The organism is Sphingobacterium sp. UBA6645 (assembly GCF_002455685.1).
Taxonomy (GTDB): domain Bacteria; phylum Bacteroidota; class Bacteroidia; order Sphingobacteriales; family Sphingobacteriaceae; genus Sphingobacterium; species Sphingobacterium hotanense.
On record NZ_DKLH01000022.1, the window covers coordinates 32,369 to 56,437 of the forward strand.

23 protein-coding genes and 1 riboswitch are annotated in these 24,069 nt (G+C 40.5%); of the genes, 16 read left to right on the forward strand and 7 right to left on the reverse strand.

The genetic code is table 11. The features are described from left to right. Positions 1-208: 208 nt before the first annotated feature. Together lipA and B2400_RS03795 are read left to right on the forward strand one after the other, a co-directional pair. A complete protein-coding gene (lipA, locus tag B2400_RS03790; protein ID WP_149524798.1) occupies positions 209-1,090 on the forward strand; it encodes a lipoyl synthase in 882 nt (293 codons plus the stop codon). A 173-nt stretch (positions 1,091-1,263) separates the two neighbouring features. Next, the gene (locus B2400_RS03795; protein ID WP_293930983.1) at positions 1,264-2,187 is read left to right on the forward strand and encodes a hypothetical protein; all 924 of its coding nucleotides are present in this window, start codon (positions 1,264-1,266) and stop codon (positions 2,185-2,187) included. Between the two features lie 2 nt (positions 2,188-2,189). On the opposite strand, the gene B2400_RS03800 is transcribed toward B2400_RS03795, so the two are convergent. Together B2400_RS03800 and B2400_RS03805 are read right to left on the reverse strand one after the other, a co-directional pair. Next, on the reverse strand, positions 2,190-3,839 hold the full coding sequence (locus B2400_RS03800; protein WP_286652443.1) for an amidohydrolase: 1,650 nt from the start codon (positions 3,837-3,839) through the stop codon (positions 2,190-2,192). 110 nt (positions 3,840-3,949) lie between these two features. After that, positions 3,950-4,360 carry a BrxA/BrxB family bacilliredoxin gene (locus B2400_RS03805; protein WP_293930986.1) on the reverse strand — a complete coding sequence of 137 codons (411 nt, stop codon included), beginning with the start codon at positions 4,358-4,360 and terminating at the stop codon, positions 3,950-3,952. Between the two features lie 164 nt (positions 4,361-4,524). Between B2400_RS03805 and ahcY the strand changes: the two genes are divergently transcribed. The 5 genes from ahcY to B2400_RS03830 all read left to right on the forward strand — a co-directional run bounded on the left by ahcY (position 4,525) and on the right by B2400_RS03830 (position 11,220). Then, entirely contained in the window at positions 4,525-5,841 is a 1,317-nt protein-coding gene (ahcY, locus tag B2400_RS03810) for an adenosylhomocysteinase (protein ID WP_286652442.1), read from the forward strand. A 596-nt stretch (positions 5,842-6,437) separates the two neighbouring features. Then, positions 6,438-6,538: riboswitch (SAM riboswitch) on the forward strand. Between the two features lie 70 nt (positions 6,539-6,608). Beyond that, a complete protein-coding gene (gene metE, locus B2400_RS03815; protein ID WP_149524803.1) occupies positions 6,609-8,918 on the forward strand; it encodes a 5-methyltetrahydropteroyltriglutamate--homocysteine S-methyltransferase in 2,310 nt (769 codons plus the stop codon). A gap of 239 nt (positions 8,919-9,157) precedes the next feature. After that, positions 9,158-9,340 carry a hypothetical protein gene (locus B2400_RS03820; protein ID WP_149524804.1) on the forward strand — a complete coding sequence of 61 codons (183 nt, stop codon included), beginning with the start codon at positions 9,158-9,160 and terminating at the stop codon, positions 9,338-9,340. A gap of 68 nt (positions 9,341-9,408) precedes the next feature. Further along, positions 9,409-9,936, forward strand: coding sequence for a DUF4833 domain-containing protein (locus tag B2400_RS03825; protein WP_293930992.1), 528 nt, complete (start codon positions 9,409-9,411; stop codon positions 9,934-9,936). Positions 9,937-10,053: 117 nt separating this feature from the next. Continuing rightward, positions 10,054-11,220 (forward strand): alpha-hydroxy acid oxidase, encoded by a 1,167-nt coding sequence (locus B2400_RS03830; protein WP_293930995.1) that lies wholly within the window; start codon positions 10,054-10,056, stop codon positions 11,218-11,220. A gap of 74 nt (positions 11,221-11,294) precedes the next feature. Here the strand turns inward: B2400_RS03830 and uvrB are convergent, their stop codons facing one another. Next, positions 11,295-13,328, reverse strand: a complete 2,034-nt coding sequence (uvrB, locus tag B2400_RS03835) for an excinuclease ABC subunit UvrB (protein WP_149524807.1) — start codon at positions 13,326-13,328, stop codon at positions 11,295-11,297. A 113-nt stretch (positions 13,329-13,441) separates the two neighbouring features. On the opposite strand from uvrB, the gene upp reads away from it, so the two are divergent. The 5 genes from upp to B2400_RS03860 all read left to right on the forward strand — a co-directional run bounded on the left by upp (position 13,442) and on the right by B2400_RS03860 (position 16,189). Continuing rightward, the gene (gene upp / locus B2400_RS03840) at positions 13,442-14,086 is read left to right on the forward strand and encodes a uracil phosphoribosyltransferase (RefSeq protein WP_149524808.1); all 645 of its coding nucleotides are present in this window, start codon (positions 13,442-13,444) and stop codon (positions 14,084-14,086) included. Positions 14,087-14,188: 102 nt separating this feature from the next. After that, positions 14,189-14,662, forward strand: a complete 474-nt coding sequence (locus B2400_RS03845; RefSeq protein ID WP_293931000.1) for a ribonuclease H-like YkuK family protein — start codon at positions 14,189-14,191, stop codon at positions 14,660-14,662. Between the two features lie 61 nt (positions 14,663-14,723). After that, positions 14,724-15,326 carry a nicotinamide riboside transporter PnuC gene (gene pnuC, locus B2400_RS03850; RefSeq protein ID WP_149524810.1) on the forward strand — a complete coding sequence of 201 codons (603 nt, stop codon included), beginning with the start codon at positions 14,724-14,726 and terminating at the stop codon, positions 15,324-15,326. 12 nt (positions 15,327-15,338) lie between these two features. After that, positions 15,339-15,869: an AAA family ATPase gene (locus B2400_RS03855; RefSeq protein ID WP_149524811.1), complete on the forward strand. Its 531-nt coding sequence runs from the start codon at positions 15,339-15,341 to the stop codon at positions 15,867-15,869. A gap of 101 nt (positions 15,870-15,970) precedes the next feature. After that, positions 15,971-16,189: a hypothetical protein gene (locus B2400_RS03860; protein WP_293931005.1), complete on the forward strand. Its 219-nt coding sequence runs from the start codon at positions 15,971-15,973 to the stop codon at positions 16,187-16,189. A 23-nt stretch (positions 16,190-16,212) separates the two neighbouring features. On the opposite strand, the gene B2400_RS03865 is transcribed toward B2400_RS03860, so the two are convergent. Together B2400_RS03865 and B2400_RS03870 are read right to left on the reverse strand one after the other, a co-directional pair. Continuing rightward, entirely contained in the window at positions 16,213-16,902 is a 690-nt protein-coding gene (locus tag B2400_RS03865) for a response regulator transcription factor (RefSeq protein WP_149524813.1), read from the reverse strand. 20 nt (positions 16,903-16,922) lie between these two features. Then, a complete protein-coding gene (locus B2400_RS03870; RefSeq protein WP_149524814.1) occupies positions 16,923-18,797 on the reverse strand; it encodes a sensor histidine kinase in 1,875 nt (624 codons plus the stop codon). A gap of 128 nt (positions 18,798-18,925) precedes the next feature. Between B2400_RS03870 and B2400_RS03875 the strand changes: the two genes are divergently transcribed. Continuing rightward, positions 18,926-19,261: a hypothetical protein gene (locus tag B2400_RS03875; RefSeq protein ID WP_293931009.1), complete on the forward strand. Its 336-nt coding sequence runs from the start codon at positions 18,926-18,928 to the stop codon at positions 19,259-19,261. A 60-nt stretch (positions 19,262-19,321) separates the two neighbouring features. Here B2400_RS03875 and pyk read toward each other — a convergent pair whose 3' ends face one another. Both pyk and B2400_RS03885 read right to left on the reverse strand, forming a co-directional pair. Next, complete coding sequence (gene pyk / locus B2400_RS03880) at positions 19,322-20,755, reverse strand: pyruvate kinase (protein WP_293931011.1); 1,434 nt, start codon at positions 20,753-20,755, stop codon at positions 19,322-19,324. A 116-nt stretch (positions 20,756-20,871) separates the two neighbouring features. Next, positions 20,872-21,372, reverse strand: coding sequence for an IPExxxVDY family protein (locus B2400_RS03885; RefSeq protein WP_149524817.1), 501 nt, complete (start codon positions 21,370-21,372; stop codon positions 20,872-20,874). 271 nt (positions 21,373-21,643) lie between these two features. Between B2400_RS03885 and B2400_RS03890 the strand changes: the two genes are divergently transcribed. The 3 genes from B2400_RS03890 (at position 21,644) to rnc (ending at position 23,972) form a co-directional block, all read left to right on the forward strand. Beyond that, complete coding sequence (locus B2400_RS03890) at positions 21,644-21,880, forward strand: acyl carrier protein (RefSeq protein ID WP_079643602.1); 237 nt, start codon at positions 21,644-21,646, stop codon at positions 21,878-21,880. A gap of 26 nt (positions 21,881-21,906) precedes the next feature. Then, positions 21,907-23,160: a beta-ketoacyl-ACP synthase II gene (gene fabF / locus B2400_RS03895; protein ID WP_149524818.1), complete on the forward strand. Its 1,254-nt coding sequence runs from the start codon at positions 21,907-21,909 to the stop codon at positions 23,158-23,160. A gap of 80 nt (positions 23,161-23,240) precedes the next feature. Continuing rightward, positions 23,241-23,972 carry a ribonuclease III gene (gene rnc, locus B2400_RS03900; protein WP_149524819.1) on the forward strand — a complete coding sequence of 244 codons (732 nt, stop codon included), beginning with the start codon at positions 23,241-23,243 and terminating at the stop codon, positions 23,970-23,972. The last annotated feature ends 97 nt before the right edge of the window (positions 23,973-24,069 follow it).

The window sequence follows — 24,069 nt, forward strand, 5'->3', positions numbered from 1 at the left end:
AAAAAGTTAAAGGAGAAAATGCTGGCTGTCTTGAACCAAGAAAGGAACGATATAAGGATGAGCAGGATTCGGTCTAATGTCTTAAATCTTATTTCTAAAATCTAACTACAGGAAAGGAATGATTTTAGGATTGTCAGGATCTGGTCTAATATCTGAAATCTTATATCTAATATATAACTAATAAATTAAATATGTTTACCTTTGTGCTATGATTGAACTACCGGTTATTCCAGCAAACCAGACACAGCGTAAACCAGATTGGTTGCGTGTTAAGCTTCCTGTGGGTAAAGAATACCGCCACGTGAGAGGCCTGGTTGACGAGCATAAATTACATACGATTTGCGAAAGCGGTAACTGTCCGAACATGGGAGAGTGTTGGGGAGCAGGTACGGCTACTTTCATGATTTTGGGGAATATCTGTACGCGTTCGTGTTCTTTCTGTGCGGTAGCCACAGGACGTCCATTGGCCGTAGATACAGATGAGCCTAATCGTGTAGCAAACTCGGTGAAGTTAATGCAGGTAAAGCATTGTGTAATAACATCGGTTGACCGTGATGATTTGAAGGATGGTGGTTCGACGATTTGGGCGGAGACTATTTTGGCTATTCGTAGAGAAAGTCCTGAAACTACATTAGAGACTTTGATTCCAGATTTCAAAGGACAATGGGAAAACTTAGATCGTTTGATCGCTGTTCGCCCGGAAGTAGTTTCTCATAATATTGAAACGGTAAGACGTCTAACAAGAGAAGTGCGTATCCAAGCGAAATATGATCGCTCTTTGGAGTGTTTACGCAGAATTGCAGCTGCTGGTTTGCGAACAAAATCGGGTATTATGCTAGGTTTTGGCGAGACCGAAGAGGATGTGGTTGAGACGATGCAAGATTTATATGATGCAGGCGTGAATATATTGACTATCGGTCAATATTTACAACCTACAAAGGCGCATCACCCGGTAGTCGAGTGGGTTACTCCAGAAACTTTCGAGAAGTATAAAGAAATTGGTTTAAAGATGGGATTCAAGTATGTTGAATCAGGGCCGTTGGTTCGTTCATCTTACCACGCAGAGAAACATTTGTTTGATATGCAATAATACATTGAAACCTTAGCCTCGCTAAGGTTTTTTTATTTTCTGAAACTGTCTGTTCTCAAAATCCAGCAAGAACTTTCTTTCCTGTTGCTGTTTCAATAGTAAGATGAAAGTCTTAGTATGCTTTCCGCTCATTGATAAAGATTTGTTATATTTCATAAACCAAAACAACTCTTATGAAGCATACTTTTTGGAAACACGTGTTTTTGCCATACATCCTATTAAGTTTCACCATTATGCTGCTTTTGGGATTGATATTTGCAGCTTTTGCGATGGGAGGGAACTCTTTTTGGCCTTCCTGGGCTATGTGGATCGTTCCTATCGCAGTTAGCATTGTTGCCATTTGGTTCCTCCGCGATCGCTATTTTAAGGACTTATATCTCGGGCGACACCTCTTTGCTCAAGTTTATGCCGTCGACGTTTTCCTTTACGTATCGCTATGTTTAATTTCTGTGTTCATTTTTATTCCGACGGGCAAGAGCATTCGTTATAATTTAGCGGATGTTGTTCGTCTAGAATCGATAAATGATATTAAGCCTTATGAATCATTTGACTTTATTGAGTTGAACGATTGGCATGTAGACCGTATGCGTGTTATTCCCTTTTCCTATTTCGAATTTGCGGGAGGTGCTAACTTGGGTAAGGTCGAATTAAATACGCTGTTCGTTGTTCCCTTGTTTTCCAAAAAAGATCCATATTTGACGACCGCCAAGGCTTGGATGGGATTTAAGTACACTGACTACGTCTCGTTCATAAATGTGATTCGCGGTAATCAAGAAGACTTGGATGAACATTTACGTCGTTCATATAATCACTTCAAGATGCGCGATATTAGTGATTTTGCGTATTTGGAGGCATTGCCTAAGAATAAAGTGCGCAATATGTTTCAGGCGCTGGCAGCTACGCATACCTATTATAATAGCAAATACGATAACGTGTATGTGGGGCAAGAAGTCGAACGTGATATTCTTTCGTTATACTATCTACAGTTTACGCTATTTCTGTACCTGATTTTTGGATTACCTGTTGCGCTGTTATTCAGTTGGCTGATTTATCGTGTACAAAAGAAAAACGAGCTGCAAGAGCTCGCTACAACATAATTTTATTGATTTCTTTTGAATACCGATTCGCCTGCTACAAAGGTTTGCAGGGTTTTGATGTCACGGAGTTTTTCAGGAGCCGCTTGCATGATGTCTTCATCCAGGATAACGAAATCAGCGTCTTTACCTTTTTCAATACTTCCTCTTTTCTTTTCTTGGAAACAAGCATAGGCTGCCCAGATGGTCATTCCACGTAAAGCCTGCTCTCGGGTGATGGCATTCTCGAACTGAAAACCGCCTTTCGGGAAATTATTCTTATCGACTCGAGCGACTGCAGCGTGGAATCCATATAAAGGATTGTAATGTTCCACGGGAAAATCGCTCCCTAATGCTAGCAATCCATATTGTTCCAATAAATCTCTGTAGGCATAGGCGCCTTTCATACGGTCATGTCCCAGGCGATCTTCCGCCCAATACATATCTGATGTGGCGTGCGTAGGCTGCACCGAAGGGATGATGGAGAACTCTTTAAATTTCTTGAAATCACCGGGTGCAATGATTTGAGCATGCTCAATACGCCATCTACGATCTTTGGAATCCTTCAGATATTTACCATAGGTGTCCAAGATCAGGCGATTTGCCGAATCCCCAATTGCATGCGTATTTACTTGGAAGTTGCTTTTCGCCAACTGCTTGATCAAGTCGTCAAATTCTTCCGAGCTCTGCAAAAGGAAGCCGTTCGTCGGCGAGTCATGGTAGGGGTGTAGTAAGCAGGCGCCCCGTGATCCTAGGGCTCCATCTGCCATTAGTTTAAAAGAGCGAACAGTCAAACGTTCAGATTCAAATGTGCCGGAGCGAAGGTAATTCTTAACACTTTTAGGATTGGCAGCCACCATCGCATAATTTCGGATCTGCAGGGAGTCGGCATTGTAAAAGACCTTCAATACATCGATCTGTTGTTCCGTCAAGCCAGCGTCGACTATGCTTGTTAGACCGACGGAAAACAGGGAGTCCTGTGTTCTTTTGAGCATTTTTACCAGTACTTCATTATTCTGTTCAGGGATATGCTCGCTAACCAGTTTCATCGCATTGTCCAATAGGATACCATCCAATTCACCCTCTTCGTTAGAAGAAATCAGTCCGCCCTCGACCATAAATACACTGTCGATAGAAGCAGCAGCTAAAGCTTTGCTGTTGACCAAAGCGGCGTGATAATCAACGCGAGAAAGAAAGATTGGAATATCGGGGAAATATTTGTCCAACGAGTCTTTTGTTGGGAATTGCTTGTCGGGCCATAAGTTTTGATCCCAGCCATTGCCAATGATCCATTTCTTATCTGGATTTGCCGTTATATAAGTTTGTAATCTAGAGAGGAGTTCGTCGTAGGAGGCCGTCCCTAAGAGGTTGACCTCGTCCATAGCATCCGCTAGAAGGAAGAAGTGTCCGTGTGAATCGTAGAAACCAGGATAGACGAATTTACCGGCAGCATCAATCTTTTCTTTTGCATCGTATTTATTCAATAAATCCTGTGAATTACCACGATCGATGAATACACCGTTATTTATAGCAATCGCTTCGACCGTTCGAAAAGAAGAGTCTACCGTGTACACCTTTGCGTTGTATACGATTAAGTCGATCTGCTGATTGGTGGTGCAGGAAAACAAAAGGGATATACTGAATAGTATGCAAATATAAAGGCTTGCCTTTCTCATAATTATTGGTTGATTGCTAAAAGTACAAAGAAAAGTCTGTAAGAAGAAAAAGCTTCTTTTAATTTTAAAAGAAGCTTTTTCAGTATTCAAAATTCAAAATACAAAGATTGTTAGCAGTATTCGTCAAATGCTGCGACTAAGTTGTCAGCGATCATTTGAGCTGGACGGCCTTCAATCATGTGTCTTTCTATCATGTGCACTAATTGTCCATCTTTAAATAATGCCATTGCTGGAGATGATGGAGGGTAAGGCAACATGTATTGGCGTGCTTTATCTACCGCGTCTTTCTCCATACCTGCAAATACCGTAACCAATTTGTCCGGATGTTTAGCATTTTTAACTGCAGCTTTCGCAGCTGGACGAGCATTTGCTGCCGCACAACCACATACCGAGTTTACAACAACGAATACTGTTCCTTCAGAAGGAATCGCCGCATCCACTTCTTCAATACTTTTTAATTCTTGGAATCCTGCGTCTACAAGTTCTTGACGCATTGGAGCTACTAGATATTCTGGGTACATTTTCTTTACTTTTTAGTTTATGCAAATATAGGCTTAAAACTGAGTTACGTCAAGCAAGGTTCCTCAAGTTAATGTCAATTTCTGTAGGTATAATGCTATTGTATTTTGAATTGACTTGGCTATCAAGTAATTTTGTACCGCAAAAACTAAAATAAAGATTATTTATGTCATCATTAGAAACTACCTACGTACCTTACAAAGTGAAAGATATCTCTTTAGCCGAATGGGGTCGTAAAGAAATAGAATTGGCAGAAGCAGAGATGCCAGGATTAATGAGCCTTCGTAAAGAGTTTGGTGCTTCTAAACCATTAAAAGGTGCTCGTATCGCGGGCTGTTTGCACATGACGATTCAAACTGCAGTGTTAATCGAAACATTGGTAGAATTAGGTGCGGATGTATCTTGGTCATCATGTAACATCTTCTCAACACAGGACCATGCTGCTGCGGCGATTGCTGCTGCGGGAATTCCGGTTTATGCTTGGAAGGGTATGAACGAAGAGGAGTTTAACTGGTGTATTGAGCAGACTTTGTTCTTTGGCGAAGAACGTCAGCCTTTAAATATGATTTTAGATGATGGTGGCGATTTGACCAATATGGTGTTCGATCAATTTCCTGAGTTAATTGATGGCATCAGAGGTCTTTCTGAAGAGACTACAACTGGTGTGCACCGTTTATACGAGCGCATGAAAAACGGAACATTGCACTTGCCTGCAATTAACGTGAATGACTCGGTTACAAAATCGAAATTTGATAACAAATATGGCTGCCGTGAGTCTTTAGTAGATGCGATCCGCCGTGCTACTGACTTAATGTTGGCCGGTAAGGTTGCGGTTGTAGCAGGCTACGGAGATGTAGGTAAAGGTTCCGCAGAATCTTTACGTTCTGCTGGAGTACGCGTAATCGTTACGGAAATTGACCCTATCTGTGCGTTGCAAGCGGCAATGGAAGGCTACGAAGTGAAGAAAATGGCTGATGCGATTGTTGAAGCAAACATCGTAGTAACCACAACAGGTAATAAGGATATCGTTCGTCCGGAACACTTCAAAGCAATGAAAGATAAAACTGTAGTTTGTAATATCGGACACTTCGATAATGAAATCGATGTTGCCTGGTTAAATGACAACTACGGATCTACTAAAGTGGAAATCAAACCGCAAGTTGATAAATATACAATCGACGGTAAGGATATTATCTTATTAGCCGAAGGCCGTTTAGTAAACTTAGGATGTGCAACTGGTCACCCTTCTTTCGTAATGTCAAACTCGTTCACTAACCAAACTTTAGCGCAATTAGAGTTGTGGACAAACACAGATCAATACGAAAAGCAAGTGTACACACTTCCTAAACACTTAGATGAGAAAGTTGCTCGTTTACACTTAGCACATATCGGTGTAGAGTTAGAAGAACTAACACAAGAACAAGCAGAATATATCGGTGTTACGGTAGAAGGCCCTTACAAGCCGGAAGCGTATCGTTATTAGATATTAGATATTAGACATCAGATATTAGATGTAAGATTTAAGAACCTGCAGCAATGCAGGTTTTTTTGTGGTTTGTTTTGAAGAAAGGAAGGATTTTAGAATTGGGATTTTGTCTTTGAAATAGGAAAGGAAGGGAATTTTGTTTTGAACAGGGAAAGGAAGGGAATTTTGTTTTGAACAGGGAAAGGAAGGATAAAAGGATGAGCAGGATCGTGTATTACGTTTGATAGCGGATGAATTATATTTTTTATAGGAGACGTTTAGTGAAACGTCTTCTGAAACGCACGATTATGATCTGAATCCCATCATTCTCCACTATACCTGATCCTGTCAATCCTTGAATCCTTCCTTTCCTGGTTCAGAAATAGTATTTAGTAGTTAGTACTTAGTATAAAGAACTATGGTGGGCAATTTGTCCCTCACTTTTACCGCATGCCAAATATCCTGCTCATCCTTGCATCCTTCCTTTCCTTTCTTCAAGACAAATTCCAATATCTAACATCTAAAATCAATTTCCGCCATAGGTCTAACTACTAACTACTAAATACTAACTACTTTTTTTTGTTTTATTCAATTCTTCTCCATATCTTAGCCGTCGCTTATAGAGAAAGGCAGAGGGAATAGACCCGATGAAGCCTTAGCAACCTGTCTCTTGACAAGGTGCTAAATTCTACCTTTGAAAAAGGAATGATAAGCCAAGTTCACTAGTCCTAAGTGGCCTTCTCTAGCAAAGTAAAATAGTAGATTAAAAATTTATTCAATACTGTATGTTATTAACGAACAACTTAGGATACCCACGTGTGGGTGCATTCCGCGAGCTAAAGAAAGCTAACGAAGCTTACTGGGCGAAGAAAATTAGCGCGGAAGAATTATTGCAAGCTGGACTGAAAATCCGTGAAGGCAACTGGAAGACTCAACAAGAAGCGGGTATCGATTTGATCCCATCGAATGACTTCTCATTTTACGATCAAGTATTGGACTTATCTTTAACTGTAGGTGCAATCCCTGCTCGTTACAATTCATTATTAAATAAAATCGATCGCCAATATAACTTAGACTTATATTTTGCGATGGCTCGTGGTTTCCAAGAGGGTGGCGTAGATGTTACTGCTATGGAAATGACAAAATGGTTCGACACGAACTACCACTATATCGTTCCTGAGTTTGTAAAAAACCAAGAATTCAAATTAACTTCTGAAAAATTCTTAAGCGAATATAACGAAGCTAAACAATTGGGTATTGAGACTAAACCAGTTATCATTGGCCCAATCTCTTACTTATTATTAGGTAAGGAAAAAGAATCAGGATTTAACCGTATCGACCTTATCGATAACTTACTTCCTGTATACGAAGAAATCTTATCAAAGTTAGCGGAAGCTGGTGCTCAATACGTTCAAATCGACGAACCTTTCTTAGCGCTTGATATTGATGATGCTACTCGCGCATTGTACGGTAAAGTTTTTGAAAAACTTGCTGCTGCTGCGAAAGGCGTTAAATTAATCGTTGCTACATATTTCGAAGCTCTACGCGACAACGAAGACACAGCAGTTAGTCTTCCGGTATACGCGTTACACCTAGACTTAGTTCGTGGTGAAAAACAGCTTGACACTATATTATCAAAAGTTCCAGCTTCATTGACTTTATCTTTAGGTATTGTCGAAGGAAGAAATATCTGGAAAAATGATTACGAAAACTCTTTAGTAAAAATCAAACAAGCAGTTGATGCTTTAGGTAAAGACCGCGTATGGGTTGCTCCTTCATCGTCATTATTGCACGTTCCATTTGATTTAGATAACGAAAATAACGAAGAGTCGCTTCCTAAAGAAGTTAAAAACTGGTTAGCATTTGCTAAACAAAAATTAGCGGAAGTTAAGGACTTAGCGGTATTAGCAGAAGGTGAAGTTGATGCTGCGACTCAAGAACGTTTCGAAGCTAACAAAGCTGCTGCAGAAAGCCGTCGTACTTCTCCATTGATCCACAAGCCAGAGGTTAAAGAACGCGTTAGCAACATTACTGATGATGATGCAAAACGTACTTCTCCTTTTGACGCACGTAAAGCTGCTCAACAAGCTAAATTTAACTTGCCAGGATTCGCAACTACAACAATCGGTTCATTCCCACAAACGAAAGATGTTCGTAAATGGAGAGCTGATTTGAAAAAAGGAGCAATCTCACAAGAGCAATACGACAAAGAAATCGCTGAAGAAACTGAAAGAACAATCCGTTTACAGGAAGAATTAGATATCGATGTATTAGTACACGGTGAATTCGAGCGTAACGACATGGTTGAGTACTTCGGTGAGCAATTAGCAGGATATGCATTTACTCAAAACGGATGGGTTCAATCCTACGGTTCTCGTTGCGTTAAACCTCCGGTAATTTATGGTGATGTATACCGTCCTGAAGACATGACTGTACGTTGGTCAGCTTATGCACAATCGTTGACTAACCGTCCAGTGAAAGGGATGTTGACAGGTCCTGTTACGATCTTACAATGGTCTTTCGTGCGTAATGATCAACCTCGTTCAACAACGACATATCAAATCGCTTTAGCTATTCTTGACGAAGTTCAGGCATTAGAAAAAGCAGGTATCAAAATTATTCAAATTGATGAGCCAGCTATTCGCGAAGGTCTACCATTGCGTAAAGCAGATCAACAAGCATATTTAGATTGGGCTGTACGTTCATTCCGCGTTTCTTCGTCAAACGTTGATGATGATACGCAGATCCACACACACATGTGTTACTCAGAATTCAACGATATCATTCAAGATATCGCTGCAATGGATGCTGACGTGATCACGATTGAGACTTCACGTTCTCAAATGGAATTATTAGATGCATTTGCTGACTTTAAATATCCAAACGATATTGGTCCTGGTGTATATGATATCCACTCTCCACGCGTTCCTAGCACGGAAGAAATGGTGAATTTACTTCGTAAAGCAAAAGCGGTAGTTCCTGCTGAGCAATTATGGGTTAACCCTGACTGTGGTTTGAAAACTCGTGCTTGGCCTGAGACAAAAGCAGCATTAGAATCTATGGTGGAAGCCGCTAAGATTTTAAGAGCTGAATAAACTAAGCTTGTAGTAATATAAAATATCGTATGAAACGGTCTGCGTAGTGATATGCAGACCGTTTTTGTTTATTTTCTTGGATAAACATTTATACAGATCGTTCCAATCGCTTTTCGGTAGCATGTTGGTTTACAAATCATTAGTATGATGTATCGAGAAACGAAGTTCGATTCGGGCTTTGTACTCAAACTATTTGTAGCTATGGTTGTTTTTAATAGTAAAGGAAATAAAATATGAATATGAATAGATTGACATTAGGATTAATGGTTTTTGCGGTGACTAGTTTATTGAGTAGTTGTGCTGCAATTGAGGGTATCTTTAAAGCGGGGATGTGGTCCGGCATTATCATGGTAGTTATTGTTGTTGCCTTGATTATTTGGTTAATTTCAAAATTCATGAACCGCGGCGGTGGAGTAGATTAAAATCTTTTACTAAAACTTTACTTCTACTTAATATAATTTGCTGTAATTTAAAGCAAATTTCATATCACATGAAGCATACGCTGCTATTAGTCTGCCTGATTAACTTGATCCTCCCGGTTCTAGCACAATCAGGATACCCAAAACCCTCGAATATGAAAGATGTTTTGTTTTATATCCAACATAATCGGGGGCATAATACTTATATCTTCGCTTTGAATCGACTTGATGATGGCAACATCAATAAGAAGGATCCGATCGAAGTGTATCGTGAATTATTTGATGAGGACGGCAAGATAAAGCCGCTCTCTGTAATTCAGCGGAATTTCGCCTATGGCATCTCTACGCAAGTAGTGGATTCAGATTCCTACGAGGCATCAATCGTGTCGCTGCCAAGCCAAAAGTTTTTCCTGCACATCAAGTCAAATAAGGGTTCCTATGTTGAAACCACGGTGAACAACGTGAAGATGCGTGTAGAGCGTATTTTTATTCAGCAGAAGGAGGGAACTTCGGGCCTTGGAACCAAGGTGGACCATATTATTTTCTATGGGAAATCGGGACACCGATCTGTCGTAGAGAAACTCGAGATAAAAGAGTAAGCCCCATTATTTTGATAATTACCGATTTTCTATCCTGCACATCAAAGTACAGGACAGTCTTATCGATTATTTGCCTTAATTTAGACGTTTAACGTTCTAACCGATCATTTTAGATCCATGAGTAAAAAAATACTATTCAAATACAATTCAAAATATCCTTCAGTAACTGATTTAAAGCGTAAAGCTAAATCAAGAATTCCCAAGTTTGCTTTCGATTACCTCGAAGGAGGCTGTAATGAAGAGCTTAACTTAGCAAGAAATGAGAATGATTTTGACGATATTCTTCTAAAGCCACAGTATCTGCATGTTGCTGGCGATATTGATATGTCGGTAAACCTGTTCGGCCGAACTTATGCTGCTCCCTTCGGTATTTCACCGATTGGATTGCAAGGACTAATGTGGCCTAATGCACCTGAAATATTGGCGAAAGCCGCTGCCAAGCATGATATACCCTATACCTTAAGTACCGTTTCTACCAGTTCGATAGAACGCATCGCCGAGGTCTCCGATGGGAAGGCATGGTTTCAGCTTTATCATCCTACGGAAGATCGATTAAGAGATGATATTTTACGCCGTTTAAAAGATGTAGAATGTCCTGTTTTGGTGGTACTCGTCGATGTTCCTTCATTCGGCTTACGGTATCGGGAAATTAAATCGGGTCTTTCTATGCCGCCCAAGATGAATATTCAGAATATATTGCAGGCAATGGTCTGTCCGGCATGGGGGATTAAAACACTTCAGCACGGGATTCCTTCCTTTGCCACGTTGAAACCCTATATGGAAAAGGGATTAGATCTCGCGCAGCTTGGACAATTCATGAACCGTACATTCACTGGGAAAGTGAATGTGGAGAAAGTGAAAGCGATTCGCGATATTTGGCAAGGACCTTTGGTGTTAAAAGGTATTACAACCGATGAAGATATGGAAGCTGCAATTCAGGTCGGTGCCGATGGGGTCATTGTTTCCAACCATGGTGGCCGACAGATTGATGCAGGTGAATCTTCTATACATTCATTGATGAAATTAGCTTCAAATCCTGTGTATAAGGAAAAGATAAAGATTATGTTGGATGGTGGGATACGCTCTGGCGTGGATTTAGGTAGAGCCTATGCCGTGGGTTCGGAGTTTAACTTTATGGGCCGCCCATTTATGTATGGCGTTGGGGCATTAGGGGATGAGGGTGCGGATCATACCATAACCATGTTCAAAGCACAATTGTATCAGGTCATGCAACAATTAACGCTTGAAAATATAACACAGTTTCCGGGTAGACTGATAAGATAAAAACAAAGCCACCTATTTTAGGTGGCTTTGTTTTTATATAAATGCTATTTAAAAATTATTTCGTTTCGAAGAATCTATCTTTTTCCAAATTTGTCTTCATAGGCTTTCTCCAGCGCGAACATCTCATCGCGTAATTTCGCTGCCTCTAAGAATTCCATCTCTTTTGCAGCTTTTTCCATACGCTTGCGCACTGTTTCTATCGCTTTTTTCATTTCATTATCGCTCATATATTCGATAAGTGGATCGGCAGCAACAGAAGCTGCCGCATCTGGTTCTATATAAGCTTTTGGTCCTACCCCCATATCAGCGACCGAAGTTTGCTCCAGAATCTCTTCTTTTGTTTTACCAACCGTACGAGGGGTAATGCCATGTTCTAAGTTGTAACTGATCTGCTTATCACGACGTCTGTTCGTTTCATCGATGGTAATCCGCATACTATCAGTCATCTTGTCCGCATACATAATCACGCGGCCTTTTTCATTACGTGCTGCACGTCCGATCGTTTGGATTAAGGAACGTTCAGATCGCAAGAAACCCTCTTTATCGGCATCTAAAATAGCCACCAAGGTCACTTCTGGTAAGTCTAAACCCTCTCTTAATAAGTTGACCCCGACAAGGACATCAAATTCGCCCAAGCGCAGTCCGCGAAGTATTTCCACGCGTTCTAAGGTTTTTACTTCCGAGTGGATATAGCGTACTTTGATATTCAAGCGGGTCATGTATTTGGTAAGCTCTTCCGCCATACGCTTCGTCAAAGTCGTCGCCAGCACTCTACCGCCCTCTTTAATGGTCTTATCAACTTCTTCCAAGAAATCGTCGACCTGGTTGATTGCAGGTTTAACTTCTATGATCGGGTCTAAAAGGCCTGTAGGACGAATGACTTGCTCGACAACAACACCTTCGGTCTGTTGCAATTCGTAATCCCCTGGAGTAGCCGATACATATACCGTTTGATTGGTCAGGGATTCGAATTCCGGGAAGTTCAATGGTCGGTTATCTAATGCCGCCGGTAATCGGAAACCGTGCTCTACTAATGAAATCTTTCTTGAGCGGTCGCCACCATACATCGCACGCAATTGAGGGATGGTCACGTGGCTTTCATCAATAACCATGAGGTAATCATCCGGGAAATAATCGATCAAACAGAAGGGGCGCATGCCTGGTTGTCTGCCATCAAAAAATCGAGAATAGTTCTCAATTCCCGAACAGTAGCCCAGTTCGCGCATCATTTCTAAATCGTAATTAACACGCTCTTCAAGACGCTTTGCTTCCAACATTTTACCCTCATCTTCCAGTTGTGCTTTGCGATGGACCAATTCTTCCTGAATGCCCCAGATCGATTGGGTGAACTTCTCTTTCGGCGTAACGAAAAGATTGGCCGGAAATAAAGCTAGGGTTTCATGCTTTTGAAGCGTTCGTCCCGACACAGGATCTATTTCACTAAGCTCGTCTATATCGTCGCCGAAAAAGGAAATGCGATAGGCGTTATCCATATAAGCAGGGTAGACATCGACTGTATCGCCTTTTACTCTAAACGTACCGCGTTTGAAATCTGCCGTAGTCCTTGCGTAAAGTATTTCGACCAATTTATGTAAAAAGGCATTTCTACTAATGGTGGTACCTACGCCAAATCGAAAGATTGAGCGCGAGAAATCTTCTGGGTTACCCATACCGTAAATACACGATACGGATGAGACTACAATAACATCTCTTCGTCCAGACATAAGCGCAGAGGTCGTTGCTAAACGGAGTTTTTCGATTTCCTCATTGATCGCTAAATCTTTCTCTATGTACGTGTTGGATGAAGCTATGAATGCTTCCGGTTGGTAATAGTCATAATAGGACACGAAATAATGCACTGCATTATTGGGAAAGAATTGTTTGAACTCTCCATATAACTGTGCTGCCAATGTCTTATTGTGGCTTAAAATGAGGGTTGGTTTCTGCGTTTCTTGAATAAGATTCGCCACGGTAAATGTTTTACCAGATCCCGTTACGCCTAATAATGTTTGATATTGTTCTCCTTGCTCGACGCCCGCTACTAATTCTTTGATCGCTTGAGGCTGATCGCCAGTAGGTTTATATTCAGATGTTAATTGAAATTTCATGCTTACCTTTCCACGCTAATTTATCAAATATTATTCCGTTTCCATAATAACTGATTAACGCACTCAATTGCGGAAAATAATTATTAAATTGCTTAACAACAAGACTTTTTGTCATGATAACGATCTTAACAAAACAGAACAGTATTGCCAATCATTTTTTGGCAGAATTAAGAGATGTACGGATACAGCAAGATCGGATGCGGTTTCGCCGCAATCTTGAGCGCCTCGGTGAGGTGATGGCCTATGAGATCAGTAAGACACTGGAATACCATTACGTCGATGTGGAAACACCGCTCGGTGTCGCAAGCACGCATTTGATGCCTCAGCAGCCGGTGATTGCCACGATTATGCGCGCGGGTCTACCGTTTCATCAGGGATTACTAAATGTTTTTGATCGCGCTGATAGCGCCTTTATCGCAGCCTATCGCCATACCAAGAAGAGTGGTGAGTTTGAAATCCATAAGAAATATCAAAACACGCCGAATCTTGATGAAAAAGTGGTCATCATGGCCGATCCTATGTTGGCAACAGGAAAAAGCTTAGTGCTCTGTTGTAAAGATTTATTGAGTGAATACAATATCAAAGAGCTTCATATCGCTACTGTCATTGCTTCGGAAGAGGGGATACAGCATGTGAGAGCCTTCTTGCCGGAGGTGCAGATCTGGGTGGGAGCGGTCGATAATGAGCTGACCAGCAAGTCTTATATCGTTCCAGGTTTGGGGGATGCGGGCGACCTGGCATATGGTAATAAGGAATAACCTCCTAGCACAAGAGTAAACAAACATTTAGCAATTAGTTAATATATAATAAAAATATAATGAACAGTTTATCAGTACATTTAGATAACAAAACCTTTGTATATGGAATGGCAAAAATACAATGGAGAATTATTAAAGCTCCCGATCCTATCCGCAGTTGAGGACACTATTATCCGCGAACAGAACCTAGGTAACAAATTAAAGGTTTATATCGGTACCGACTCCCAGGTCAAGCGAGGTATCGTCGAGTTCGCGACTGTCATTGTCTTCCTTCGGGAACACCGCGGTGGCTTTATGTTCATCCACAAAGACCGCAAAATGCACAACATGAGCATCAAAGAGAGGATGCTACTTGAAGTACAATACTCCATCGAAACAGCCTACGAGCTTTGTCCACTTCTCGATCAGTATTCCGTAGACCTTGAAGTCCACGCTGACATCAACACCAATCCCAACTTTCAATCCAATACCGCACTCAAAGAAGCCATGGGCTATATCTTAGGAATGGGATTCATCTTCAAGGCGAAACCAGAATCTTTTGCAAGTACAAACTGCGCCAATAAATTGGTTCAATAGCTTGTAGAAGACCTTTCTTTCCTAATTATTGCTATCTTTAGTTATCCTTAATAACTGAAGAATGCAGGATTTTCTCTCTCAACTTTACCAACAATTTCTAGAAACTAGCCTGTTGGAGTGGCTTGCTACCATCTCCGGGTTCATCTGTGTATTCCTCGCAGCAAAACAAAATATATGGAACTGGCCTATCAGTATTATCAGCGTCAGTCTCTATCTATATATCTTCTATCAGGCTAAACTATATGGAGATTCTACTTTACAAATTTATTTCCTCGGGACGGCTGTATACGGATGGTATTATTGGAATAGGCGAGCGCACTCTGAGGAGAAGCCGATTACATCCTTCAATAGTAAACAACTGGGATTGACTATAGCAATTATTTTATTGATTGCGGGTATTCTCGGCTATTTTCTAGATCATAAAACGGATTCTGATGTGCCTTACATCGATGGTTTCTGTACAGCGACCAGTTTAGTTGCGCAGTTTTTGATGACACGCAAAGTTCTTCAAAATTGGCTGCTGTGGGTATTTGTCGATTTATGCTATATTCCGCTCTATATTCATAAGGATTTAATTCTGACGGCGATTCTCTACATCGCATTCACGATCATTGCATGGAATGGATATAGGGATTGGCGAAAAAGCTATCTTAATTTTCAGTAATATTGTCCCTTTATGCAGGCTACTGAAAACAAGACCATCAAGATCGCCGTTGTCGGACCGGAGTCTACCGGAAAATCTACCATGGCGAAATACCTCGCGAAAGAATTAAAGACGCTGGCCGTTCCGGAGTACGCTAGATATTACTGCGAGCATTTGAATCGTGAATACACGCTCCAGGACGAAGTCAATATGTTTTATGGGCAAGTAGCCCTCGAAGAGGCTTTCCTTGCCACTGAGCCTTCTGTAATCGTCTGTGACACTACAATTCTGACGGTCAAGATATGGTGTGACCACCTTTTCGGTGAAACTCCGAAAGAAGTAACCGATGAAATTAAAAAAAGGCAGTATGATTTTTATCTACTCATGGATATCGACCTTCCTTGGGAAGATGATCCACTACGCGATTTTCCAACCGAAAGAGCGCACTTTATGCAGGTCTGGAAAGACGAACTAGACGCATTAAATGCCAACTATAAAGTGGTATCAGGATTAGGAGAGGAACGACTGAAAAACGGACTTCGGGAAGTGGAAGGGAGATTTTAGAATCTAGACTTTAGATTTTAGACATTAGATATTAGACATTAGATATTAGAAACTGCAGCAGTGCAGTTTTTTTTATTTTGGAATGGGGAGAGGTGGAGGTTGTGGGCGAGAAAGGAAGGATGTTTTTGCACCTTTGGTTTAGAGAGGAAGAGGTAGATTGTTTTGAACCAAGAAAGGAAGGATTTTTTGTCTTTGAACCAGGAAAGGAAGGATTAAAAGATTTGCAGGATCTTGTTAATCCTTACATCCTTTTTTTCCTGGTTCAAGACAACATAATGCTTAAAAAAAGAACCCGCATTGCTGCAGGTTCTTATGTCTAATGTCTCAAATCTAATATCTAAATCTAGCTTACCAAAAGCTTATACCCTTTACCATGTACATTCACGATTTCTACATTCGGGTCTTCTTTCAGGTATTTTCTCAACTTACTTAAGAAAACGTCCATACTACGGCCGGTGAAGTAGTTGTCGTCGTGCCAGATTTTGACTAATGCTTCTTCACGGGTTAAGACGTCATTCTTTTTTAAGCAAAGAAGGCGCAGAAGTTCGGCTTCTTTTGTCGACAATTTCTGTTGTTGACCTTTGTAAGAGATAATCTGACTTGTATAATCGAAGAAGTAATCGCCGATTTCGAATTTATCTGCAACTTCTTCTTCTTTGTCTTTTGCAGCTCGTTTTAGGAGTGCATTTATTCTTAGCAATAATTCTTCGACGCGGAAGGGTTTGGTGATATAGTCATCGCCGCCTAACTCGAAGGCCTGCGTCTTATCTTCCATCATTCCTTTCGCTGTTGCGTAGATGATTGGTATTGTTTGATTGATCTTCCGAATGTCTTTACCTAAAGAGAAACCATCCTTCTTAGGCATCATGACATCGAGGATACATAAGTCAAAATTATCCTTTCTAAAGGCTTCTAATGCTTCTTGACCATCCTTGCTCAATACTACATCGAATTTGCCTTTTAGTTCCAGATAGTCTTTCAAAAGATCGCCCAAGTTAGGGTCATCTTCCGCTAATAATATTTTTTGATTCATATAATTCCTTTGCTATTTTATTAAGCAACCTCTTGTGAGGCATGCTTTAATGGTAAAGTTACTTCAAATTGTGTGCCTTTATCTTTCTCGCTTTTCACAGTGATCTTTCCGTTGAGGCGTTTAATAATGTCATTAACATAACTTAGTCCCAATCCAAAACCCTTGACATTATGGATATTTCCAGTCGGAATACGGTAAAACTGATCAAAAATCTTCTCCGCTTGATCTTTTGTCATTCCAATTCCTTTGTCAGAAACAGCGATTACGATATTCTTCCCACGGTTGAATGTTTTAAAAGTTATTTCAGGACGTTCTTTACTGTACTTAATGGCATTATCAACCAAGTTGTACATTACATTCGATAAGTGAAGCTCATCACCAATCACCAAATCATGCTCCGCATCCAGGTGTATATTTAAGGTTCCTTCGGCTTTTTCTAATTGCAGCTTCATACTTTCTAACACCGCATTTGCCAAATTGTTGATCTGTACGTTGGTTCGTTCGATTTTTAAATTCTCTTTTTCGAGTCGAGCAATATTGAGGACACGCTCGATATGAGAACCTAGGCGCACGTTTTCATCATAAATTATATTGGCAAGCTTGCTCACCCTTCGCTCGTCCGCAGAGATTTCCGGATCTTTTAATGACTCCGAAGCAATCATGATAGTGGCAACAGGGGTCTTGAATTCGTGCGTCATATTGTTGATGAAATCCGTTTTCATCTCGGAGATCTTCTTCTGACGGAAGATAATGCTTAGCGTATAGGCGAAACAGCCTATAAGCAATGCCAGCAGGGCTAAGATTGGCAGCAACCAATAACCCATGGTGCTCGCTATTACAGAGCCTTTATTAGGGAAATATACACGCAGCTCACCAGGAGATTTACCTTCATCGCTCTGGAATAGTCGCGCTTTGTAAATCATTGGAGGGGTATCGGTTTCTTTAATCTTCTCATCTTTATAGTTAAAGATTGCTTGGAAGACCAAAGGACTATTCTCTGAATTACGAACCTGCATCACGAATGAGGAATTGATTCCACGTTGGTCTAGTTCATTGATCAGTAAGTCTACAGCCTGCGTTTTGTCGATACGTTGTTCTAAAGGACGCTTCGATAATTGCATACCGATCGCTACATCCTCCATAATAGCACTCTGTTTTCCACCCATGATCTTCAGGGAATCGAAAAGTGTTTCTGCACCGATCAATTTCTGATTGCGGAGTTTGTTCAATTTCTTCTCTAATACATCAATTTGTGAGAGCACGCGCAGGTCAACAGGAGGAGGGAGGGTTCTGATTTCGAAAGTCGCTGTGATTGCGGAATTCGGTCCGAAAATAGGGATGACATAGCGTGCGCTATCGTCTTTTGCTTTCACTTCTTTGACTTCGCGGATAGCATAAACGCGCGCAAATTCTCCAATAGTCATTTCGCTAGTATAACCCTGCTCTAAGGTAATTCGAACTAGATGATTGTATTCTTTACGGCGGATGTAGGTTTCGTAGAAATTGTTGCTGATCAAAACGGTTGGATACTGTTGATTCAAGCGGGTTTCCATCTCATTGAAGCGCTGCGTATGTGAAAATGCAAGGCGTTGTAACAACTTGATGCTATCCTGATATTTAACTTGGAGCGCTAAAATCTGTTCGTTCTTCTGCAAGCGTTCCTGATCCTGTCTGAATTTCTCTTGATTTTCACGTTCCTGCTGGCGGGCAAACTCATATATTTCGATACGTTCAATTTTATTTGCGACGGCCGTCAGCGAGGCTTTCACTGCCTCGTCAAATAGCTTTGACTTCTGTTTGAATGATTCCCGGATGAAGTAATACTGCATGGCCATAACACCCAAGAGCGCAATGGACATTAATCCAATAATCAACGTAATACTTCTTTTCTTCATTTGTTACAAAAATAATAAGGGATTTATGTCGTTTTCTTCATTTAACACAATTTAACAGCGGTTGCCATGGTTTTCTAATTCGCATAGCCTTGATATTGAGTATATTTAGGTGGTTAAAAGACTTGCTTATGAAAACGATTGCCCCATTATTTGTTTTGATATTTGGTTTTCTTATAAACTCTCAAGCACAAAATAAGGAAAATATCATCCCTAAGCAAAAGGGCTTACCGGACTGGGCAGATAGCGTTAAGATCAAACGTCCTGACTTTAAGATTATGGCGGACGGGACACCGAATATTCTACCTCAAGATAGTACCAACACGAATCCTGTCGATATTCCCAATAGTCAGATGAATCGTCGGTTGATACAAAAGGACGATTCCATTATACTGATCAAACCTTTAGATGGGAAGAAGAATTCGCCAATGCCGGGTACTGAGCCTTTGGATCAAAAGAAGAAATAAGTTTTAAGGAAATAAAAAGGCCATCTGTTAGACGGCCTTTATTATTCTTATGCATTCTGCTTACATTACTTCTGAAACGCGGATAGTATTTGTTCTACCTTTTGCGTGAAGTGGAGTAGAAGAAGTGTTGATTACGATTTGTCCTGGCTCAACCAAATGGTATTTCTTCAATAAGCCATTCACATCCTGGATAGTACCATCTGTGCTTTCGTACTTGTCATAGATGAAGGATTGTACACCCCATACTAGACTTAATTGCGTTAATAATTTCTCATTACCGGTGAATACGTAAATATCAGCATCTGGACGGTAGCTAGAAATTTCTAATGCGGTGTAACCCGAGGCAGTCATAACAGCGATAGCCGAAGCTTTGGTCTTTTCTGCTAAGAAAATAGAGGATCCACAGATTGCGTCAGGGATACGTGTTACTTCAACAGTACCTAATGTTTCTTTCTCGCTGTAATAAGGATAAGAAGTGCTTTCTACGTGGGTAATTACTTTCGCCATGGTCTCGATTACGATCTCCGGGAATTCACCAACTGAAGTTTCACCACTTAGCATGACGGCATCTGCACCATCAATTACTGAGTTCGCAACGTCATTCACTTCTGCGCGCGTAGGACGAGGCGTAGTAATCATACTCTCCAACATTTGGGTAGCAATAATTACTGGTTTCGCTAGATTACGACATTTTTGAGCGATGATTTTTTGCAATCCCGGAACTTCTTCCATTGGCATCTCAACCCCTAAATCTCCACGAGCAACCATCACAGCATCTGTCGCTTCGATAATTGCATCGATATTATCGATTGCTTCTGGTTTTTCAATTTTCGCAATAACGCGAGCATGAGAACCTTTCTCTTTGATAATCTCTTTACACTGCTTGATATCTTCTGCGGAACGAACGAATGACATGGCGATCCAGTCAGCACCGTGGTCTAATGCGAAGTTTAAGTTATCTAAATCCTCTTCAGTTAATGAAGGGATAGACACTTTTGTGTTTGGCAAGTTAACCCCTTTTCTCGATGTTAGGATACCTCCGTGTACAACTTCACATTTTACTGTGTCTTTGTGATTTGTACTCAAAACGCGCAATTGAAGTTTTCCATCATCTAACAAGATGATTTCGTCTTCTTTTACGTCGTTCGGGAAGTTTTCGTAAGTGATATAGATGCGGTTCTCGTCGCCAATTAATTCTTCTGTAGTGATTTCAACCTGACTTCCGTTGATTAGGATTGCTCCGCCTTCTTTCATTTTGCCGATACGGATTTTCGGTCCTTGTAAGTCTGCAAGGATACCTACCTTAAACGGGAACTCTTGGTTGATTTCTTTAATAGTGTTGATTACTTTCTGGTGGTCTTCTTGGCTTCCGTGCGAGAAGTTTAAACGGCAAACGTCTACTCCTTTAGCAATCATTCGGGTCAATACTTCTTTTTTTGAGGAAGCGGGGCCTAAAGTAGCTACAATTTTGGTTCGCTTTTTTAGTTTATCCATGTAATGTCTTTTTTTTAATGTTTTAAATCAATATTATTTGCAGTGTTCCACACTTTTCCCCGGAGGGTTTCGATTTAGGTTTTGGTGTATATCTTACACTATCTAAAAATAATTCGCTAAAATATCAGATTTTCTTTAGATTTCAATGCCGTTGGGTCTATTTCTTTTACAAGTAGTACTTCCGGTATTGCTTTAATGTTCTCTATTAGCGCTTCTAGATCTTCTTCATCAATATAATGTTTTATCAGCAGAAAGTAGTCAAAGCTCACAATCTCTGGGATCAAAGTACCTCCTTCAATAGACTTATTGCTAAGTAGATAGAATTCGAAGTCGTAAGTTTGATTATTGTAACGGTAGGTGATGAAATGATGTTGTACGCTGGGTTTGTTTTTCTTCGTCTCGTAGATGATGTGGTAGTCGAGTTCGTTTTGCGGTTTTTCTTTTTCCTTGCCGTTATGGTCTATGTAATCTTCTTTACCATGTACGAGTTTGAGCCCGGTGTGTTTGTTGATAAAGTGACAAAGCCGATAGTCTCTTAAGACGGAGCTTATGCCAATCAGGATAAAATCCAGTTCGAGGTCAAAGTCGGTTTCAAGTTTAAAAGTTATCTTGCTCAATCTATGATTTCTTTCAGTTCAGATAGCAAAAATACGGTTTTCAATAGATTAAAGAGGGTGCTTTACGTAAAAATATCATTAAATAAGGATTAAGTTTGTAAAAGCGTATTTCTTTTGTTATTATTGAATAGAGTTAGTTTTTAGCAGGTTGGAAAACCTTTCTTGGGGTAACTTTGTTCTTTATTTGTTTTCAAAAGTCAAAAAGATTTGATTTTTGGGGAAATTTATTTTTTCTTTGCACAGATTTATTAAACAATTAAACTAGAAAATCATGTCAGATATCGCATCAAGAGTAAAAGCTATTATCGTTGAAAAGTTAGGTGTAGATGAAAACGAAGTAACACCAGAAGCTTCTTTCACGAATGATTTAGGTGCAGACTCACTTGATACAGTTGAGTTGATCATGGAATTCGAAAAAGAATTCAACGTTGCTATTCCAGACGATCAGGCTGAGAACATTAGCACAGTAGGTCAAGCAATCGCTTATTTAGAAAAAAACGTTAACTAACTAATTTTATTAGGCCAAACATATTAATGGAGCTTAAAAGAGTAGTTGTAACAGGATTGGGTGCACTTACACCCCTAGGTAACACCGTCGCAGAATACTGGGATGGGTTAATTAATGGTGTAAGTGGTGCCGCTCCTATTACGCATTTTGATGCGTCAAAATTCAAAACCCAATTTGCTTGTGAAGTGAAGGGGTTTGATCCACATAACTATATGGACCGTAAAGAGGCTCGTAAAATCGACCCTTTCGTTCAATATGCAATTGCATCGACCGACGAAGCTGTCAAAGATGCGGGATTAGAGTTTGATAAACTAGATACCAATCGTATTGGTGTAATTTGGGGGTCAGGTATTGGGGGCTTGACTACATTTTTGGATGAGGTTGCTGGATTTGCAAAGGGCGATGGTACACCACGCTTTAATCCTTTCTTTATACCGAAGATGTTAATTGATTTAGCTCCGGGACATATCTCTATGCGACATGGCTTGAGAGGTCCTAACTTTTCAGCAGTTTCAGCTTGTGCTTCTGCAACAAACGCGATGATTGATGCATTCAACTATATCCGTATGGGTTTAGCTGATGTGATCATTAGCGGAGGTTCTGAGGCGACAATTAATGAAGCTGGTATTGGCGGGTTCAATGCAATGCATGCACTTTCCACTCGTAATGATGATCCGAAAACGGCATCACGTCCTTTTGATAAGGATCGCGACGGTTTCGTTTCTGGCGAGGGTTCAGGTGCTATTATATTAGAAAGTTTAGAGCATGCTTTAGCACGTGGTGCTAAGATTTATGCTGAGATTGCCGGTGGTGGTATGAGTGCAGATGCATATCACATTACTGCTTCGCATCCAGAAGGATTAGGTGCTCGCTTAGCGATGAGCAAAGCTTTGGCTGATGCGAATTTAGACGCAACAGCTATTGATTATATTAACGTGCATGGTACATCGACTCCAGTAGGCGATGTTAGTGAGACCAAAGCTATTATTGAGCAATTTGGGGATCATGCATATAAATTGAATATTAGTTCTACAAAATCAATGACGGGTCACCTATTAGGTGCTGCGGGAGCAGTGGAGTCGATTGCATCGATTCTTGCTGTACAAAATGATATTGTACCTCCTACAATCAATCATTTTACGGACGATCCTGAAATTGACAATAGATTGAACTTTACTTTCAACAAAGCACAGAAACGTGTTGTTAATGCTGCATTAAGCAATACATTCGGATTCGGTGGACACAATGCTTCTTTGATTGTTAAAAAATACAAAGCATAGTTTTGGTTGAAAGAAAAAGATAAGGAATTGAATAGGTAGTTTTCTCCAAAAACTACCTATTTCTTCTTAAAGATGTTGGTATGCCGATTAGTGTTTATAAACTGTATTTATCTCCCCAAAAAGCTTACTTCAAGAAGTTAAAGAATATCTTAGGCTTTGTGCCGGGGAATGTCAGGTTATACCAAATGGCGTTTCGACATAAATCGGTTGCTAAGCCGATTAAAGAGGGGGTTAAAAATAGCAATGAGCGTTTAGAGTTTTTGGGTGATGCTGTTCTGGGTTCAGTAGTAGCAGAACTATTGTTTAAACTTTACCCTTATAAAGATGAAGGTTTCTTAACAGAAATGCGTTCGAAGATTGTTTCACGTGCAAACTTGAATCAGCTGTCGCGCAAACTTGGTTTCAACGAACTCATTGAATTTGATGCCCGCATGATCAGTTATCCTAATAAGCAGGGTTCTTTATTGGGCGATGCATTCGAAGCATTGATCGGAGCCGTGTATCTGGATAAAGGGTATAAATTCACTCGTGAATTTTTATTGTCACGCATCATCAAACCACACGTCGATATACACACCCTAGAAATTACTGAAACCAACTTCAAAAGCCGTTTGATCGAATGGTGTCAACACAATGGAAAAGAGGTTGCCTTCATTCAGATCGATAACCCCGAAGGAGAGTCTGCCAAGATGTTCTCTGTTAAGGTGGTGGTAGACGGAGAAGACTGCGGTATAGGTCGCGACTTCAATAAGAAAAGCGCCGAGAAAATGGCCGCAGAAAAAGCCTGCGAGTATTTGAAGATATTTGAATAGGGTAGTATTTAGTAGCTAGTATTTAGTAGTTAGACCCAAGTCGGAAGATATTTCTAATTTTTTTAAAGGAATTTGGTAGTCCCATCCCTCTGTTCAT

Bases quoted from the DNA above. Each gene is read 5' to 3' on its own strand.
- B2400_RS03825 (WP_293930992.1), top strand. From the start codon at position 9,409: ATGAAGCATACGCTGCTATTAGTCTGCCTGATTAACTTGATCCTCCCG.
- B2400_RS03890 (WP_079643602.1), top strand. From the start codon at position 21,644: ATGTCAGATATCGCATCAAGAGTAAAAGCTATTATCGTTGAAAAGTTA.
- B2400_RS03845 (WP_293931000.1), top strand. From the start codon at position 14,189: ATGGAATGGCAAAAATACAATGGAGAATTATTAAAGCTCCCGATCCTA.
- B2400_RS03800 (WP_286652443.1), bottom strand. From the start codon at position 3,839: ATGAGAAAGGCAAGCCTTTATATTTGCATACTATTCAGTATATCCCTT.
- ahcY (WP_286652442.1), top strand. From the start codon at position 4,525: ATGTCATCATTAGAAACTACCTACGTACCTTACAAAGTGAAAGATATC.
- lipA (WP_149524798.1), top strand. From the start codon at position 209: ATGATTGAACTACCGGTTATTCCAGCAAACCAGACACAGCGTAAACCA.
- B2400_RS03855 (WP_149524811.1), top strand. From the start codon at position 15,339: ATGCAGGCTACTGAAAACAAGACCATCAAGATCGCCGTTGTCGGACCG.
- B2400_RS03795 (WP_293930983.1), top strand. From the start codon at position 1,264: ATGAAGCATACTTTTTGGAAACACGTGTTTTTGCCATACATCCTATTA.
- upp (WP_149524808.1), top strand. From the start codon at position 13,442: ATGATAACGATCTTAACAAAACAGAACAGTATTGCCAATCATTTTTTG.
- B2400_RS03830 (WP_293930995.1), top strand. From the start codon at position 10,054: ATGAGTAAAAAAATACTATTCAAATACAATTCAAAATATCCTTCAGTA.
- metE (WP_149524803.1), top strand. From the start codon at position 6,609: ATGTTATTAACGAACAACTTAGGATACCCACGTGTGGGTGCATTCCGC.
- B2400_RS03875 (WP_293931009.1), top strand. From the start codon at position 18,926: ATGAAAACGATTGCCCCATTATTTGTTTTGATATTTGGTTTTCTTATA.
- pyk (WP_293931011.1), bottom strand. From the start codon at position 20,755: ATGGATAAACTAAAAAAGCGAACCAAAATTGTAGCTACTTTAGGCCCC.
- B2400_RS03870 (WP_149524814.1), bottom strand. From the start codon at position 18,797: ATGAAGAAAAGAAGTATTACGTTGATTATTGGATTAATGTCCATTGCG.
- uvrB (WP_149524807.1), bottom strand. From the start codon at position 13,328: ATGAAATTTCAATTAACATCTGAATATAAACCTACTGGCGATCAGCCT.
- fabF (WP_149524818.1), top strand. From the start codon at position 21,907: ATGGAGCTTAAAAGAGTAGTTGTAACAGGATTGGGTGCACTTACACCC.
- rnc (WP_149524819.1), top strand. From the start codon at position 23,241: ATGCCGATTAGTGTTTATAAACTGTATTTATCTCCCCAAAAAGCTTAC.
- B2400_RS03865 (WP_149524813.1), bottom strand. From the start codon at position 16,902: ATGAATCAAAAAATATTATTAGCGGAAGATGACCCTAACTTGGGCGAT.
- B2400_RS03805 (WP_293930986.1), bottom strand. From the start codon at position 4,360: ATGTACCCAGAATATCTAGTAGCTCCAATGCGTCAAGAACTTGTAGAC.
- B2400_RS03820 (WP_149524804.1), top strand. From the start codon at position 9,158: ATGAATAGATTGACATTAGGATTAATGGTTTTTGCGGTGACTAGTTTA.
- pnuC (WP_149524810.1), top strand. From the start codon at position 14,724: ATGCAGGATTTTCTCTCTCAACTTTACCAACAATTTCTAGAAACTAGC.